Source organism: Candidatus Schekmanbacteria bacterium (genome assembly GCA_003695725.1).
Taxonomy (GTDB): domain Bacteria; phylum Schekmanbacteria; class GWA2-38-11; order GWA2-38-11; family J061; genus J061.
On record RFHX01000162.1, the window covers coordinates 1 to 17,281 of the forward strand.

Annotated in this window: 13 protein-coding genes and 2 tRNA genes; 4 read left to right on the forward strand and 11 right to left on the reverse strand. The window is 37.9% G+C overall.

Annotated elements, in window-relative coordinates; genetic code table 11:
* Positions 1-200: 200 nt before the first annotated feature.
* The 6 genes from D6734_06485 to D6734_06510 all read right to left on the reverse strand — a co-directional run bounded on the left by D6734_06485 (position 201) and on the right by D6734_06510 (position 6,319).
* Positions 201-284, reverse strand: a tRNA-Leu gene (locus D6734_06485).
* A 565-nt stretch (positions 285-849) separates the two neighbouring features.
* Positions 850-2,076 carry an FtsX-like permease family protein gene (locus D6734_06490; protein RMF94992.1) on the reverse strand — a complete coding sequence of 409 codons (1,227 nt, stop codon included), beginning with the start codon at positions 2,074-2,076 and terminating at the stop codon, positions 850-852.
* Between the two features lie 5 nt (positions 2,077-2,081).
* Positions 2,082-2,801 (reverse strand): ABC transporter ATP-binding protein, encoded by a 720-nt coding sequence (locus D6734_06495; protein ID RMF94993.1) that lies wholly within the window; start codon positions 2,799-2,801, stop codon positions 2,082-2,084.
* A gap of 28 nt (positions 2,802-2,829) precedes the next feature.
* Positions 2,830-3,981 carry an efflux RND transporter periplasmic adaptor subunit gene (locus D6734_06500; protein ID RMF94994.1) on the reverse strand — a complete coding sequence of 384 codons (1,152 nt, stop codon included), beginning with the start codon at positions 3,979-3,981 and terminating at the stop codon, positions 2,830-2,832.
* A 325-nt stretch (positions 3,982-4,306) separates the two neighbouring features.
* On the reverse strand, positions 4,307-4,960 hold the full coding sequence (locus tag D6734_06505; GenBank protein RMF94995.1) for a TrkA family potassium uptake protein: 654 nt from the start codon (positions 4,958-4,960) through the stop codon (positions 4,307-4,309).
* A gap of 12 nt (positions 4,961-4,972) precedes the next feature.
* Positions 4,973-6,319, reverse strand: coding sequence for a Trk family potassium uptake protein (locus tag D6734_06510; protein RMF94996.1), 1,347 nt, complete (start codon positions 6,317-6,319; stop codon positions 4,973-4,975).
* Positions 6,320-6,496: 177 nt separating this feature from the next.
* Between D6734_06510 and D6734_06515 the strand changes: the two genes are divergently transcribed.
* From D6734_06515 to dusB, 3 genes are read left to right on the forward strand one after another with little or no spacing between them, the layout of a single operon-like run.
* The gene (locus tag D6734_06515; protein ID RMF95003.1) at positions 6,497-7,039 is read left to right on the forward strand and encodes an HNH endonuclease; all 543 of its coding nucleotides are present in this window, start codon (positions 6,497-6,499) and stop codon (positions 7,037-7,039) included.
* Positions 7,040-7,075: 36 nt separating this feature from the next.
* On the forward strand, positions 7,076-8,230 hold the full coding sequence (gene bioF / locus D6734_06520) for an 8-amino-7-oxononanoate synthase (GenBank protein RMF95004.1): 1,155 nt from the start codon (positions 7,076-7,078) through the stop codon (positions 8,228-8,230).
* Positions 8,227-9,207 carry a tRNA dihydrouridine synthase DusB gene (gene dusB, locus D6734_06525; protein ID RMF94997.1) on the forward strand — a complete coding sequence of 327 codons (981 nt, stop codon included), beginning with the start codon at positions 8,227-8,229 and terminating at the stop codon, positions 9,205-9,207. Before bioF ends, dusB begins: the two co-directional genes overlap by 4 nt.
* 32 nt (positions 9,208-9,239) lie before the next feature.
* Here the strand turns inward: dusB and D6734_06530 are convergent, their stop codons facing one another.
* From D6734_06530 to D6734_06540, 3 genes are read right to left on the reverse strand one after another with little or no spacing between them, the layout of a single operon-like run.
* Entirely contained in the window at positions 9,240-10,529 is a 1,290-nt protein-coding gene (locus D6734_06530; GenBank protein RMF94998.1) for a divalent metal cation transporter, read from the reverse strand.
* Between the two features lie 20 nt (positions 10,530-10,549).
* A complete protein-coding gene (locus tag D6734_06535) occupies positions 10,550-11,815 on the reverse strand; it encodes a CBS domain-containing protein (GenBank protein RMF94999.1) in 1,266 nt (421 codons plus the stop codon).
* A 36-nt stretch (positions 11,816-11,851) separates the two neighbouring features.
* Positions 11,852-12,778: a GTPase Era gene (locus D6734_06540; protein RMF95000.1), complete on the reverse strand. Its 927-nt coding sequence runs from the start codon at positions 12,776-12,778 to the stop codon at positions 11,852-11,854.
* 217 nt (positions 12,779-12,995) lie between these two features.
* Here D6734_06540 and D6734_06545 point away from each other — a divergent pair.
* A tRNA-Phe gene (locus tag D6734_06545) sits at positions 12,996-13,068 on the forward strand.
* A gap of 301 nt (positions 13,069-13,369) precedes the next feature.
* On the opposite strand, the gene D6734_06550 is transcribed toward D6734_06545, so the two are convergent.
* Both D6734_06550 and D6734_06555 read right to left on the reverse strand, forming a co-directional pair.
* Positions 13,370-15,616: a PAS domain S-box protein gene (locus tag D6734_06550; protein ID RMF95001.1), complete on the reverse strand. Its 2,247-nt coding sequence runs from the start codon at positions 15,614-15,616 to the stop codon at positions 13,370-13,372.
* A 17-nt stretch (positions 15,617-15,633) separates the two neighbouring features.
* Positions 15,634-17,118, reverse strand: coding sequence for a hypothetical protein (locus D6734_06555; protein ID RMF95002.1), 1,485 nt, complete (start codon positions 17,116-17,118; stop codon positions 15,634-15,636).
* Positions 17,119-17,281: the final 163 nt, after the last annotated feature.

Consider the following 17,281-nt stretch of genomic DNA (forward strand, 5'->3'; position numbering starts at 1 on the left):
ATGGCTCAGACAATTCCTTCTCATTAAGATGGGAAGTTGATACTGAGTCAATTTTCAGTAAAGGTTGCAGACAATGCCACAACAATGTCGACAATTGAGGAAGAAGGGGTCAAGTCTGCTTTTGGCTTTTCTCTATTGTTCCATCTATTCAGCCAAAAATCGGTGCCAATAAATTAAAAGGTACATAGAAGAACGTAAATTGCCGAAGGGGGGACTCGAACCCCCAAGGGATTGCTCCCACTAGACCCTGAACCTAGCGTGTTTGCCAATTTCACCACTTCGGCATTAATCTTTCATTGATTGCATAGAAAAGGTAAAGATTTTTTTCTTCTTTGTCAACATCAGGTTCAAATAGATTTTGAGAAATTCAAAATAAACCTTTTTAATTTCTAAGTTTATTACAGCCAAATCTCCAATCTTAGCTCTGCTGGAGATGACACAATAATATTATGCAGTCCTAAATATCCGACTTCGAATAGAAAACCCAAACTGTCCTTCAAAGTATGTCTTACAAGTACAAGAATTTGATTTATTCTACCTATCCTTCTTTTTAAAAAAAAGCCGAAAGCGTTGTGAAGCAAAAAGTTCCCTTTCCGAGGAAGATTCCAATAAATCTGACGAGTTTAGAGTTTCAGCAAACAGATCTTTTTAGAGAAATAGGCGTTAGCTTTGTAATACCTCAAAATAACTATTTTATATTTTAATCAAATAAAGTTGTTCCTCTGCTAACCTCAAAATCAATACTGTTGTGCAATGGATATAAAAAGGAAAAGAAAAAATTAACAGCATAACTATTTGATAATATTGAGAAAAAGCAATAGAAAAGCCAAAAGCAGACTTGACCCCTTTTTACTCATATCGGAGGGCGTCGATAGGATTCAGACTCGAAGCCCGCTTTGCAGGGTAAAACCCAAAGAATATCCCCACTCCTGCGGAAAAACCAAAGGCAAGAATAATCGCAAAGGGAGAAATTATTGTAGGCCAATCAAAATAGTTGGATACTCCCACTGAAATTGCAATTCCAAAGATAGTTCCTATTACTCCGCCAATAAATGAAAGTACAACAGATTCCATCAAAAATTGCAAAAGTATATCGCGCTGTTTAGCTCCTATTGCCATTCTTATTCCTATTTCACGAGTGCGCTCGGTAACTGAAACAAGCATTATGTTCATTATTCCGATACCGCCAACGAGCAAAGATATAGATGCAATAGCTCCTAACAAAATCGATGATATATTCGCAGCTTTTGTTGCAATGCCAGTCATTTCAGCAAAGTTCATCACCAAGAAATCGGGTTCTTTATTTTTCCCAATGTTGTGCCTTTGGAGCAAGAGATTATTGATCTGTTCCTCTGCATCATCGACTTTATTCTGCGATACAGCTTTTACCATTATCAAGTTGATAACCCCGGGCAGTAAGGAGCCAAAAACTCTCTGTTGCGCCGTAGTCAAAGGAATATAGATTATGTCATCTTGGTCCTGCCCCATCAAGGATTGTCCCTTCATTTTAAGTGTTCCTATAACCTTAAAAAGGACACGATTTATTCTAATTGTCTTGCCCACAGGATTTTCGCCAAAAAAAAGATTATCAGCAACAGTTTTACCGATGACGCATCTTTTCGTTGCTCCTTCCACATCTGCATAAGTGAAAAACTTGCCTTCATCGATTTCCCATTCACGAATGGCAAAGATTTCTGGGAAGGTTCCCATTACTATCGTATTCCAATTTTCATTTCCATAAACTACCTGCGCCGTTCCCCTTACAATTGGCGCAACCATCTTGACAGCTGAACATTCTTCACCAATCGCAATGGCATCATCCAAAGTCAAAGAAAGATGGGTCCCCATTCCCATTCTTGTGCCACCGCTCGTTCGCGATCCCGGCCGCACCATCAAAAGATTTGAACCTATGCTTTCAATGGATTCAGCAAGTTTGGCTTTTGCACCGTTTCCTATTACGATCATAGCGATGACGGCACAAACACCTATTATGATTCCAAGAATTGTCAAAAAAGAGCGAACTTTATTTACCATCAACGCTCTCAAAGCAACCTTTATATTTACCCACAAATCCATTTTTTTTAGTCATCTCCCCACAAAACTGTTCCTTCCTCTTTAACCCGAGCTCCTTCATCTGAAATTATTTTTCCATCACTAAAAACAATCCTTCTTTGAGCATATGCGGCAATATCTGATTCATGCGTCACCATTACGATAGTTATTCCTTTATCTTTGTTCAAAGATGTAAATATTTCCATTATTTCTCTACTTGTTTTTGTGTCGAGATTTCCTGTTGGCTCATCAGCAAGAATAAGCGATGGATTATTGACTAATGCCCTTGCAATAGCAACTCTTTGTTGTTGACCTCCTGAAAGTTGATTGGAAAAATGAAAAGCCCTTTTCTCTATTCCCATATCTTGAAGAGCTTTCAATGCCCGCGCTCTTCTTTCCTTTGAAGAAATTCCGCTATAAATCAAAGGGAGTTCAACATTTTCTACTGCAGTGGTTCTGCTCAACAAATTGAAACCTTGAAACACAAAACCGATTCTTTTGTTTCTAAGTTCTGCCAATTCATTGGGAGATAGTCGACTTGTGTCTTTTCCCTCAAAATAGAATTTGCCTTCTGTTGGCACATCCAGACATCCAAGGATATTCATAAAAGTGGATTTGCCAGAACCGGAAGCTCCTAAAATCGCAACAAATTCACCCTTATCGACTCCTAAATCTATTCCATTCAATGCCCAAACATATTCGTCGCCAACAGGATATGCTTTTTTTAGATTCTTAACCTCTATAAACATCGATTGTTTTTCCGATTAAATTCAGCGCTCAATCTTCATAGATGGCATCTATTACCAGTTTATCGCCTTCTGATATTTCGCCTTCTACAAGCTCTGTATATTGGCTGTTGCTGATACCTGTCTTTACTTCAACCCTTTTTATTTCCCTTTCTGATACAAGTTTCCAAACTCCTCTCGAAATATATTTCTTATAATTTTCATTTCGTCTCATCTTTTCCTTTTCTTCACGAGGCATAAACCTCAAAGCGGCATTCGGTATTCTCAACACATTATCTTTTACACCGGTAGTTATGTTTACATTCGCTGTCATCCCGGGTTTTAAAATCAAGTCCGAATTATCAACATCTATAATTACTACATAAGTGACTACATTCTGCACTGTTTGAGGAGAAATCCTTATCTGCGATACTTTACCATTGAAGACTCTGTCTGGATAAGCATCAACAGTAAACTCTACATCTTCCCCAACTTTGACTCTCCCAATATCTGCCTCATCAACATTTGTTTCAATCTGCATAACAGAAAGGTCCTTTGCCGCAAGAAAAAGAGTGGGAGTTTGAAGGCTTGCCACAATGGTTTGTCCCACATCGACATTTCTCGATACGATTATTCCGTCAACTGGTGAAATGATATTTGTATATTTTAGGTTTGTTTCTGCTTCTTCAAGATTAGCTTTTTGCTGTTCAACTTGAGCACGCGAAACTTCAACTTGGGCAAGGGCAGAATCATATGCATTTTGTGCCGAATCGAGTTCCTGATCTGATGCAAAACCGGCTTCATTGAGGGCTTTTATCCTCTTGAGCTTGAGCTCAGCATCTCTCAAAAGCACTTCGTTTTTTTCAAGATTATTCTTTGCAAGCCGCAGATTGTATCTTGCCTGATCAACACGCGCCTGAAAAAGCTGTGGGTCAATTTTTGCAAGAAGCTGTCCCTTCTTGACCCTGCTGTTATAATCGACATAAATTTCACTAACCTTTCCTGACACTTGACTTCCAATTATTACCAATGCTTTGGGATTCACAGTGCCTGTTGCAGTTACTTTTTGGATGATTTTTCCACGCGTTACAGGCGCCGTAATATACTCTACATTGTATTCCTTCGGCGGCTTAAAAAAATAATAAGCGCCTACTAGTACTGCTAAGGCAATAATCAAACTGAACAAAAGCGTTTTCCTTTTCATCAATTAAAATCTCCTAATCATTAAAAAATGCAAATAAATAATTTTAACAACAATCCGAAAATGCAATATTCATCTGCTTAAACAAAAAATTATACGAAAAATCAAGCAGTTTTAAGGTGAAGCTATTTCCCCTCAAATGAGCGCTCACTTCCATCAATAGAAGAATCTTTTTTGAGATTTTTAATACATCTGTGAGTCAGGCCTTCATCAAGGTCAAATGATGAATCTCTTCATAGCGAAATCAACTCTTCAATCACATCGGATAATTACTTTCATAGGTGGAATCAAGATTTAGACAATCAAAAAAAGTTATGGTAAAAGAAGATTATAGTTTTTTCAATTTATCAAGGTCTTCATCTCTACCAAGAAGTATAAGAATATCGCTGTCTTTAATAACAAAGGATGCAGGAGGGATAAGATTAAACCTTTCAGGGACAACTTCTTTGATGGCAATTATCTGCACATTATACTTAGCCCTTACATCGAGCTCCTTTATACTTTTGCCTATGAATGCTTTTGGAGCTCCAAGCTCAATCACACTATAACCCGTTGCAAGCTCCAAACTGTCAAGCACTCCGGGAAAACTTAAACTGTTGGCGACATTGATTCCCATATCCCTTTCAGGGAATAGGACCTGCTTTGCGCCAATTAGAGAGACGACTTTCCCATGTGCTTCATTCTGCACGCGTACGACTATCTCTTTACAGCCAAGTTCCTTCAAGTAAAGAGTTGTCAAGATGCTTTTGCTCAAATCACTTCCAATTGTCAGCACGACGACATCCATCTTGTTTAGTTCAAGGCCTTCAAGGACTTCTTTGTTGCTGGCATCAGCAACGATGGCATGAGATACTTCATCCTTTATGCTTTCAATTTTAGTCCTGTTGTAATCGATTACTGTCACTTCACAGCCATTCTTCATAAGCTGAAGCGCAGCATGATATCCAAAATCACTCAATCCTATAACTGCAATGTGTCTCATCTCTCTAAATCCCTATCCAATCATAACATCTTCGTCAGGGTAAGATATCTTAGACCTTTTAACTCTCTCACTTAAAACAACGGCAAGAGTTAGAGGACCTATCCTTCCCAAAAACATTGTCAATATTATTAACAGTTTCCCTGCGTATGTCAATTGCGGAGTGATGCCCACCGACAAACCTACTGTGCCAAAGGCGCTGACAGTCTCAAAAAAAACATCAAATATCCGCCCTTCACTTCCACGATGCGGAATACCGCCATACTCCGAGATCGTAACAAGCATAGTAATAATGACAATCAGGACCATCCCCAATATTACGAGAGTCAAAACCTTATTGATGGATGATTGTTTTATTCGCCTTTCATACAAAAGCACAGAATCTTCCCCGCGAATCTTCGAAATAGCTGAAAAAAGAAGAATCCCGAAAGAAGTGGTTTTTATGCCTCCTCCTGTAGAGCCCGGTGATGCACCAATAAACATCAATATTACAAACAAAAAAAGAGTGGAATCAGTCAAAGATGACATGTCAACTGTATTGAATCCTGCAGTGCGCGGTGTTATCGATTGAAACAAAGATAAAAGAACTTTGTCATAGAAAGGCAAACCTTTCAAAACATTTGACCATTCAAAAACCATAAATCCCATAAAGCCAATTATTAGAAGCCAAAGCGTAATTGTCAGTACGAGTTTTGTATGAAGCGAAAATTTCCTAAATCTGAAGTCTTTCAATGAAACAATCTTCTCATAAAGTTCATAAATTACAAAAAAACCAATTCCTCCAAGAAAAATAAGAGCGCATATTACAACATTTATGATTGGGTCGAACCGGTAAGAGATAAAGCTCTCTTTAAATAAACTGAAACCTGCATTACAGAAAGCTGAAATAGAATGAAAGAATGAATACCAAAGGGCATCAAAAAAAGGGTAATCACTCTGCCATCTCAAAAAAAGAAGGATAGCGCCTGCAAGCTCTATTATAGCTGTGTATATCGCAATAGTCTTCAACACACCTCCAATCTTGACTTTACTGCCGGGCGTATAACTCATTCTTGAAACTTCTCTCATCTCATAGTTTGCCCTCTGCCCAAAGGCAAAGATATATACAGCAGAAAATGTTACTATTCCCAATCCACCTGCCTGAATAAGAAGAAGAATCACAAGCTGACTAATAAATGGGAAGTCTGCGCCAGTATTCAATACCACAAGGCCTGTCACACATGATGCCGATGTAGCAGTAAATAAGCTGTCAACAAACGATATATCTTTGCCAAAGGAATTTGTCAGAAAAAAGAGCGAAAGGGTCCCTATTCCTATGAGGAAAATAAAAAAAATTATTATTATTCTTGAAGGTGTCAGCATAGTTTTTCTATTTTCCAATAATTTTTAAAAATGCACTTTTATATCTTGCATCTTGTATTTATGTCAATCAAGCAAAAATAAATTAATTCTATAAAGAGAGATATGGTGGCTTTACCTTTGCATCTATACTTTTTACTGCTTGCCAAGAAAATGCTTTTTTGCTATTTATTGAGGCTTATGGACAGCGGCGTTTACAAATATTTTAAGAATTCTTCTGTGCTTGTGCTTAATGCAAGCTATGAAGTCATCAACATCTGCAACATCAAAAGAGCAATTATTATGATATTAAAGGGTGTTGCAGTAGCAGAAGAAAATACTGACAGATATTATCATTCTCCATCTTTCAAAATTCCTGTTCCCTCTGTGATTAGAATAAACAGATATGTAAGGATAAAATATCAGCTTGTATCCTTTACAAGAAAAAACATTTTTCTAAGGGATAATTTTACCTGCTATTACTGCAACAAAAAATTCAAGCCGAAGGATTTAACCCTTGACCATGTTCTGCCAAAATCGAAAGGCGGATGGAACAACTGGGATAATATCGTAACTGCCTGCATTCCCTGCAACAAGAAAAAAGGCAATCGCACACCTGAAGAAGCCAATATGAAGTTGAGAAAAAAACCAAAAGAGCCCACAATTCCCATATATATTCAAATCATCAGAAATCTTTCAGCTTCAAAACAGCAATGGAACAAATACCTTTTTCTCGATAACTAAAATCTTGCCGTGAAGAAGAGAAATCTTTTTTCATTCATTGACAAAGAACTTGAAAAATTAAAAAAGGAAAATCTTTACAGGTCTCTTCGCATTATTGAATCAGCCCAAAAACCGAAGGTCAGGATTGAAGGCAAAGAATTCCTTCTTTTCTCATCCAACAACTATCTCGGTTTGTCGAACAATCCAATAATCAAAAAAAAGGCGGCTGAAGCGCTAAAAAAATATGGATGCGGAGCTTGCGCTTCCCGCCTGATTTCAGGAAATGTCGAACCTTATGTTTCCCTTGAAAAAACGATTGCCCGCTTTAAAGGGACCAAAGAAGCTCTTGTCTTTTCTTCAGGATACGCCGCAAATGTAGGGACAATATCAACTATTGCAGAATCATCAGATACTATCTTTTCCGATGCTTTAAATCATGCAAGCATAATAGACGGATGCCGCTTGAGCAGGGCGCAGATAAAAATTTACAATCATAAAGATGTAAACCATCTTGAAGATTTAGTTAAAAAAACAAAAGGAAGAGGGAAAAAAATCATAATCACTGATTCTATATTCAGTATGGATGGAGATATTGCGCCATTAGGAGATATTCAGAAAGTCGCGAAAAAATATGGATGCCTGCTCTTTGTGGATGACGCGCATGCAACAGGTACATTGGGAAAAAGGGGACGCGGTTCAGCCGAATTTTTCAACATCAATGGGAAGATAGACATATATATGGGTACATTGAGCAAAGCTGTAGGTAGTGTGGGGGGATTTATTGCCGGCAAGAGGAAACTGATTGAATTTCTCATAAACAGGAGTAGAAGTTTCATCTATTCCACAGGACTTCCGCCATCAGCCCTTGCCGCTTCTCAAAGCGCTCTTGAATTGATAGAAAAGGATTTATCATACCTAAACAACCTCAAAAGGAATGAAAAATTGATAAAGGAAGGCCTTGAAGAAATTGGATATGACACTATGGAGAGCGAAACACAGATAATCCCTGTGCTTATGGAGACTGAAGAACGGGCAATCAAGGCATTTCATTTCTTATTTAAAAACAATATATTTGTCCCTGCCATAAGGCCTCCTACGGTGCCAAAGGGGAAAGCCCGCCTTAGGATTACTCCAATGGCATCTCACACCAGGAAAGATATTGAATATCTTCTCGATGTTTTCGCTAAAATGAAAAAGGCAATTTTCAAATGAAGCTCAATTCTTTCAAAATTGGGAAGATAAAAATTTATCCTCCAATTATTCTTGCGCCTATTGCAGGATGGACAAATCTTCCCTTTAGAATTATCGCCTGCGAAAAGGGGGCAGGACTAACCTATACAGAGCTCATAAGCTCCGAAGCCATTGTGAGGAAAAACAAAAAAACATTGAAAATGCTTACCTGCGATGAGCGTGAGGGGAATAGGGTTATTCAAATCTTTGGCGCAAATCCTGATGTAATGGCAAGAGCTGCAAAAATCGTAGAAGATATGGGAGAAAAGATTATTGATATCAATATGGGATGCTCTGTTAAAAAAGTAATAAAAAATGGAGCAGGCGCTTATCTCTTGAAATCAGCAGTTGACGCCAAAAAGATTATGAAAGCGGTTGTTTCAGCAGTATCCCTGCCGGTCACAGTCAAGATTCGCTCGGGCTGGAATGATAGAAGCATCAATGCAGTAGAAATATCCAAAATCGCTGAAGAATGCGGTATTTCTGCCATCACAGTGCATCCACGCACAGCAGTGCAGTATTTCAAAGGTACGGCAGACTGGAATATCATAAAAGAGGTCAAACAGAATGTGTCGATTCCCGTAATTGGCAATGGCGATGTCAAAACCGAAGAGGATGTGAAAAGAATGTTTGAAGAAACCGATTGTGATGCTGTGATGATTGGTAGAGGAGCATTGGGCAATCCATGGATTTTCAAAAGAGCCGAATATTTTATTACAAAAGGAGAAAAAATGGTATCTCCAAGCATAAAAGAAATCAGAGATACAATGATAAAACATCTCAAACTGAATATAGAAATATTCGGTGAAAAGAGAGGAATTTCACTATTCAAAAAACACTCAGCATCCTATGTAAAAGGAATGAGGGGTGCTATTGACTTTAGAAAAAAGATTTTTCTTGCAAAAAGCGAAAGCGAGGCAAAGGACATAATAAGGAAATTTTTCTCTGCTTTGAGCTGATATAAAATTTTTCTTTGGAAAATTCCTTTCTTTTATCGACCTTGAAATAAAGAGGCAAGATAATCCATAGAAGGCGGATAAAAAATGCCTAAAAGAAGAAGAAATGTCAAAACAATCAAAATTGAAGCAGTTATTATTGAGAGAATATTCTGTCCCAATGTATTGACATTTTCTCCCATTATGGATTTATCGTTTATCAATTTGAGCATTAGAATCAGAATAATAGGAAGTAGTATCCCATTTACTGTCTGAGATATCAGCATAACCATAATAAGTTTTAAATTTGGAATTAAAATAAAGCCTGCACCAATAGCAAGAATTACCGTATAAAACCAAAAAAACTTTGGAGCTGAATGAAATTTTTTGCCCAATCCGGATTCCCATCCAAATGCTTCACTTACTGCATAGGATGTAGAAAGAGGCAGAATAATGGCGCCAAGCACAGATGCATTCAGTAATCCAATAGAAAAAAGGATAAAGGCGTAATTGCCAGCCAAAGGTTTGAGGGCAAGGGCAGCTTGAAAAGCATCATTGACTTCCCGATTACCGTTAGCATATAGGGTGGCTGCAGCTGCAATAATAATAAACATTGCAACGAAATCTGTTATAAAAGACCCAATATAGACATCCCATTTCAAAAACTTGTAATTTTCCTTCTTCAACCCCTTATCCACTACCGACGCCTGAAGATAAAACTGCATCCAAGGTGTTATCGTTGTGCCAACAAGAGCAATAAAAAGGTTTATATAACCAGTTTCAAATTTGAATGTTGGATGCACTAACCCTGCAACCACTTCATTCCAATCCGGCTGCGCCATAAAACCTGACACAACATATGTAAAATAAATAAGACAAAAAAAGAGCATAACTCTTTCCACGGCAATATAGCTCCCCTTTATGACAATCAGCCATATTATAAGCGCCATAAGGGGAACAGAAAGAAGCCTGCTTACTCCCAAAAGTTCAAAACCAGCGGCAATACCAGCAAATTCTGCTATAGTTACAGTAAGGTTTCCTACCACCAAAAGAAGCATAGTAAAAAAGGTTGTCCTCATCGAGAATTTCTCACGAATCAAATCAGCAAGTCCCTTGCCCGTGACAACTCCCATTCTTGCAGACATCTCCTGAATTACGACTAACGCCAAAGTGGTAAGGAAAAGAGCCCAAAGGAGGCTATATCCCTCCTGCGCACCTGCAAGAGTATAGGTAGCAATGCCGCCTGCGTCATTGTCGGCGCTCGATGTAATTATTCCGGGACCAATCAGGGTAAGCAGTATCAAAAAACGCCCTAATCCTCGTCTTTCTCTTTTTACAGCTGGCATTTGAATCCTCAACAAATAGTTTAGACTCTGAGCTTTTTCTTCCGAGAGGGAGGCGGTATGACCAAGTCAACGATGTCATCAACAGTAATGATGCCAAGAATTACATTTTCTTCGTTTACAACAGGAATAGCATAAAAATTATATTTCGATATCATCTCTGCCACTTCTTCTTCATCTGTATCCGGCAAAACACTCTTTACCTGTTCTTTCATAATAGCTGAAAGTTGGGTATTGTCTGCTGCCAACAGAAGGTCTTTTATTGAAACAACACCAAGCAGTTTGTCATTGTCGTCTGTAACATATATGTAATAAATCATCTCAACATCAGGAGCCATCAATCTGAGATTCTTGAATGCCTCTTTCACTGTCATAGTGGGAGGAAAGGAAAGAAAATCCGTTGTCATCAATCCTCCTGCTGTATCATCTTCGTGTTCAAGAAGCTCCTGCACATCTTCTGCCTCTTCGTCTTCCATCAAATTCAGTAGCTCCTGCGCTGTTTCTTCAGGCAAATCACCCAGCAAGTCTGCGGCTTCATCAGGGGGCATCAACTCCAATATATCAGATGCCTGTTCCTTATCCATTCCATGAATTATGGATACCTGCGCTTCCGGTTCAAGCTCATGGAGCGCTTCTGCCGCTGTTTCAAGTTCAAGAGTATCAAAGAGAGCAGACCTTTCTTTTGGCGGAATTTGACTCATTATAGATGCAATGTCAGAAGGATGGAGTTCAGAAAGTTTCGATTTCGTAACTTTCAAGGTCAAACTGCTTACCTTAGGGTCAACTGGCTGTAAATAGTTCCATGATATCAGGTTTTGAGCTTTTCCTCCGCCAACCTTCTTCATCAATCCCTTGGCAATGTTAGCTACACCGATTCGTCTGAGGATTGCGTTGAATCCTATGTCTGCTGCAATTATGCAAAGATTCCCTCTCATTTCACCCAATTTAACATCATTGACCCTAACAACTTTGGCTCCGTCTATATCAACTATCTGTTTATCAAGAATATCCTTTGCGATTGAAATATCATTTTCGCCCGGTTCAGTCTCTGTAACTTCATTCTTATAAATATTTGCCGTAATTGTGCTTCTATTGAAAAGTTCTATATTTTCGAAAGGAATGATTGCCTTCTTGCCGGACTTAATATTGACAACAAGTGCAGACACTGTTGGAAATACATCTTTAATACGCACAAGAAGGTCTTCAAGCTTGCCTATAACCTCACCTTCCCGGTCATAGACATCCCGCCCCAATACCTCACTGGCAAATATTTCTCCCACTAAATACATAATAATTCCACAAAGAAAAAAGTCCTTTTACAGGTTTCAATTTTCATCAGAGGTATAGCCATATTTATGAAGTAATTTTTCATTCTCTGTCCATTTTTTTTTAACATATACTCTCAAGTCAAGATAAACTTTGCACCCTGTAAAATATTCAATATCCTTTCGCGCTCTACTGCCTATTTCTTTTATCATTTCTCCCTTTTTGCCAATGATGATACCCTTTTGTGATTCTTTTTCAACAAATATATTTGCTGATACATAAATAAGGCCTTCTTTGCGCTCTTTTATCTCTTCGACCTCCACATGGACACAATAGGGCAATTCCTCCTGCAAAAGACGATAAATCTTTTCACGAATATATTCAGCAAAAAGGAATTCTTCAGGACGATCTGTAATTATATCCGCTTCAAAATACCTTGGCGCAATTGGCAGATTATCAACGACTACGGAAATAAGCCTTTTGAGATTAGTCCCGCGTTTTGCTGAAATTGGGATAAATTCTTCGATAAACTCATATTTTTTCAAAGAATCGATTAGAGGCAAAAGCTCTTCTTTTTTTAAAAGGTCGATTTTGTTGATTAGAAGGATTTTCATTGCATCAACCTTTTCAATCTTATCCAAGATTACAATATCATCTTTCTTTATACCTGCTTTTGCATCTATGATAAAGAGCACTATATCTGCATAATTTAGAGTGCTTAAGGCAATCTTGACAAGATGGCTTCTCATCAATCCCTTCTTGACATTTATACCCGGAGTATCAAGAAAGATTGCCTGATAGTCTTCCCCATTCAGGATTCCTGTTATCCTGTTTCTCGTAGTTTGAGGTTTTGCAGAAGTGATTGCAATTTTAGTGTCTAAGATTCTATTCAGTAGAGTTGACTTTCCCGTATTAGGACGCCCTACCAAGGCAATAAAACCACATCTAAATTCTCTGCCTTCCCCTTCAAAATTATTTTCAGCCATAATTCTATTATGAAATCGAAAGATTGAGGATGTTATAAGATTCTCTATTTCAAATCAATTAAGTTTATCACTTTTTTACGATGACTCACATTCAAAATTGATTGAAAATTACAAAAAAAGTATATTTCTACTTTGCCTTTACAATTGATATATTATCTATTGACTTTTTATCCAAGCTACTTTAAATAAACTTCGTCTTCTTTCAATTATTTTGAGTGCCGGGATAGCTCAGTCGGTAGAGCAGAGGACTGAAAATCCTCGTGTGGGCGGTTCGATTCCGTCTCCCGGCATTTTTTTTATACCTTTTTGCTGTCGCACCATTTTGATTTTGTCTTATCTTCGAAACCTCTTCTTCAAAAATTGCATTTCGACATTACAGGAGCGATTGTCTTCGCAACAGAAAGAATTCAGAGGCTTCGATGCCCTCGGCTATGCATCATCCTTTTGAGCTTGACCATAGCTTAAAATCGGAAGATATGTTGAGTGGTATTCTATTTTTAGATATGAAAAAACCGAACGAAGAAATAACAAAAACAGCATAGAAAGTAATATATAAATCATCTCAATAAAACAAGAAAAAAACTATTCCTCTCATTTTTTATCAAGAAGACGGCGGATAATTTTTCTCAACTCCTGCCAATTTGTTGGTTTCATAACAAAATGCGAAATGCCTATCTTCTTAGCTTTTTTTTCATTCATATGCTCACTAAAGCCGGTGCAGATTATTACAGGAATATCTTTTCTGATTTTGAGTATCTCTTGCGCAAAAACATTGCCCGTCATCTTTGGCATCGTCATATCTGTGATTACCAAATCGAAAACTTTGGGATTTTCTTCAAAAGCTTGGAGCGCCTGCATAGGGTCACTGAATGGGAATACCTTATATCCTGAAAGTTCAAGCATTCTCTTTCCTAACTCTGCAATGCTTGGGTCATCATCAAGAAAGAGAATCTTTTCATTACCTGCCGTAGCATCCTTTTCTTCATACTTACTTTCAATCACTTTGGCTTTCTCTTTTCCTTTTTCATAAAGAGGCAAATAAATATAAAAGGCAGTGCCAATTCCCTCCTCGCTATAAACCAAAACCGCACCTCCTGCGCCGCGAACTATTCCGTGGACCACTGAAAGACCAAGTCCTGTGCCCTTCCCTTCCTCTTTCGTCGTAAAATATGGATCGAATATTTTGTCGATAATATCACTCGGGATTCCACTGCCCGTGTCGCTTACAGTAATGAGAGAATATTTTCCTATCTTCAAATCGGGATGCACAATTTCCTCGGCGCTCTTGATTTCAGTTTCCTGAATATCAACTGTAATTACTCCACCTTCTTTACTAATTGCATGATAGGCATTTGTACATAAATTGATGATTATTTGATGGATTTCAGTCGGGTCAATATAGCAATAAATTTCTGTTGATGGAAAGTTTTTAACTATTTCAATGCTTGAAGGAATCGTTGAGCGCAAAAGCTTCAATGCTTCTTCAACAACACTTTTGATATCACAAACAACAGGCTCGCGAAGCCGTTGCCTGCTGAATGTCAAAATCTGTTTTACAAGGTCTCTTGCCCTTTCTGCCGCTTTAAGCATTTCTGTGAGCATTTCGGCATACTTGCTCTCCTGCGATACCATATTGAGCATCAAGTCGCAATAACCAATAATGGGCATCAAAATATTATTGAAATCGTGTGCTATGCCGCCTGCAAGATTTCCAATGGCTTCAAGACGTTGTGCCTGTTGAAGCTGTCTTTCAAGCTGTTTTTCTTTTGTTATATCCCTCTGCACGGATACATAATAATCGAACCCCTCCTCTTCATATCGTAAAGGAGAAATCGTTGCCGCAACTTCGTATAATGTGCCATCCTTCCTTTTGTTTATGAGAAATCCGCTCCAAGTTTCCCCTTTCGATATCTTTTCCCAAAGACTTTTGAATGACTCAGCATCACTCTTGCCACTCCCGAGGATTTCAAGTGTTTTCCCAATGACTTCATCGGATGCATAGCCTGTCGTTTTGCTGAAGCCCTTGTTGACATAGATAATTTTTCCCTCCTCATCGATTATGATTACCGATTCTTCGGCATTTTCTACTGCCGCAGAAAGGAGACGGCTTTCTCTCTCAGCCCTTACCCTTTCAGTTATATCCCTGCATATTCCTCCAATCTTCAATGAGCCATCTGCAAATTTTACGGGGAAGAGGGTATCTATATGGTATCGTTTTTCATTTTCAGAATGGAGGAAATGTTCAAAAACAACTCGTTCTTCACTTTCAATAACCCTTTTTAGATTCTTTCTATATATTTTTGAAATTTCAGGAGGATAAACTTCGTCAATACTTTTACCAATTAAATCATCGCTCCTATTCAACCCGAAACATTCAACTCTATCATTACTTGAAAGATAAATGCCTTCTGTCGAAAGCATAAAAATATGGTCAGACGAGGATTCTACAAGGGTGCGGTATGACAACTCGCTTCTTCTTGCGATTTCCTTCGATTGTCTTCGAAGCTTCAAGAAGGTCCTTATCCTTGCAAGAAGTTCAATCTTTGATATGGGTTTTCTTATGCAGTCATCAAATCCGGCATCAAGCCATTTTGAACTTCCTTCATTATGTGAAAGGACTATAAGCACAGGAAGAAAGATTTCAGGTGAATCATTCTTTTTTTGTAGAAGTTCACTTCCAATCTCTTTTCCTAAAAATTGGTCTGTTATATAAAGGTCTGCATCTTCAATCGTATCTTTATTGTTGAAAGTATTGACGGAATAGCCGCAATTTTCAAGATATCTTTGAAGGATCTTACAATCAACCTCTTTTGAAAGATAAATTCCTATAGTTTCCATTGAATGCCTTTTCAATTTTATGAAATCTCGGGTTTTTTCTCCGGTGTTTCAGCAGTAGGAACTCCTGTCAACAGGCCTCTCAAGTGATCGAGTTTTTCTCCAATCAATATTCCTTTTTCAGTAATTTTATATTCTCTCAATTCGGGTTCATGATTTCCTATTCTATTCTTTAAACAGCTTATAATCTTGATTACTTCACCGTTATATTCCGCATATCTGAGCATCAGGACGAGATCGGCGATATAGCTTACTCCTGTCTCTGTAATCTGTAGTTCACCGGTAAGCTTTTCAAGTTCATTGATAAGGAAGAGGTTTAGTTTATTCATACGGCAATAATTGATAATGTTCTGTATATGCGGCACAATATAACCAAACTGCTCCATTGCAAGATTGTATCCTCTCAAACTATCGATAACAATTAAACTGCGTTTGTTCTCCTTTACCTCATTTTTCATAGCCATCAAAAATTCATCAGGATATAGTTCAAGAGTATTGACTTCTACAATTTCTACCATATTGTTTTCAATTTTTTCTTCTACGGGAATACCTATGGCATTACATCTTTCAAGAATCGAAGATTTTCCTTCTTCAAAGGAATACAAAACGCTTTTTAATCCCTGATCTGCCGCTGAAACCAAATACTGTAATGCAAGTGTCGTCTTCCCCGTTCCCGAAGGGCCTGAGATTAAAGTGCTGATACCTGTCTGGATGCCTCCATACAATATCTCATCGAGCTCTTTGATACCTGAAGATATCTGTTTGCGGGCATAAGCGATATGCTTAATTTTTTCAATTATATGTGGAAAGACCTTAATCCCATTTTCGGTGATTTTCAGAGGATGGCGACCTGATATATAACTCGATCCTCTAAGTTTTGCCACCTCAAGGGAACGAATATCTATGAGTCTCCCTTCTGATACTTCTCTTCGCAGAATTACGACACCATCAACAGCAAGCGACACAGAAACATCCTTCTCTAAATCGCTGAGCTCCAAAAGCAACAAAGTTGTGCAATTTTTACTGTTTAGCCAATTTACGAGGCGTTGAATATGCTTTCTGAATTGGTATTCATCCGTAGAAAGATAACGAAGATATGTTAGAGAATCTATTACAAGGTATTTTGGATTATTTTTATCAATTGCATCATATATCTTTTTCCATAGCGGCTCTTCTTCAACCTCACTGGGTGTAAAGATTCCATATTCATCAAATTCAGTTCCTTCCACTGCAGGCCTGAAGGTTAGATCTTCAAAGGCAATTGAATCTAAATCCCATCTGAAATCTTCTGCATTTCTTCGGATGCTTTCAACAGGTTCGGCAATACTTATAAACAAGGAGGAACCTTTCTTGCCCTTCATTTCTTTAAGCCACTGCAGAGAGAAGATTGTTTTGCCTGTGCCGGTGGCACCCACAAGAAGATAGCAGGAAGATTGTATAAATCCGCCATTCAAAATTTCATCGACGCCTTGAATACCTGAAGGTATGCGATTATTGTAGGACATTTTAAAACCCCTCCATTATGAAACTTTTTTAAAATGAAAATTTTTTATTCAGGAGACCTTTCTTTCGAGAAAAAAGCAGATAATGTTGTATCTCTAACAAATAAAAAAAAATAAGTTCTTTATATTCAAATTATATATAATTTTTTTATTGTAAAGATATTTC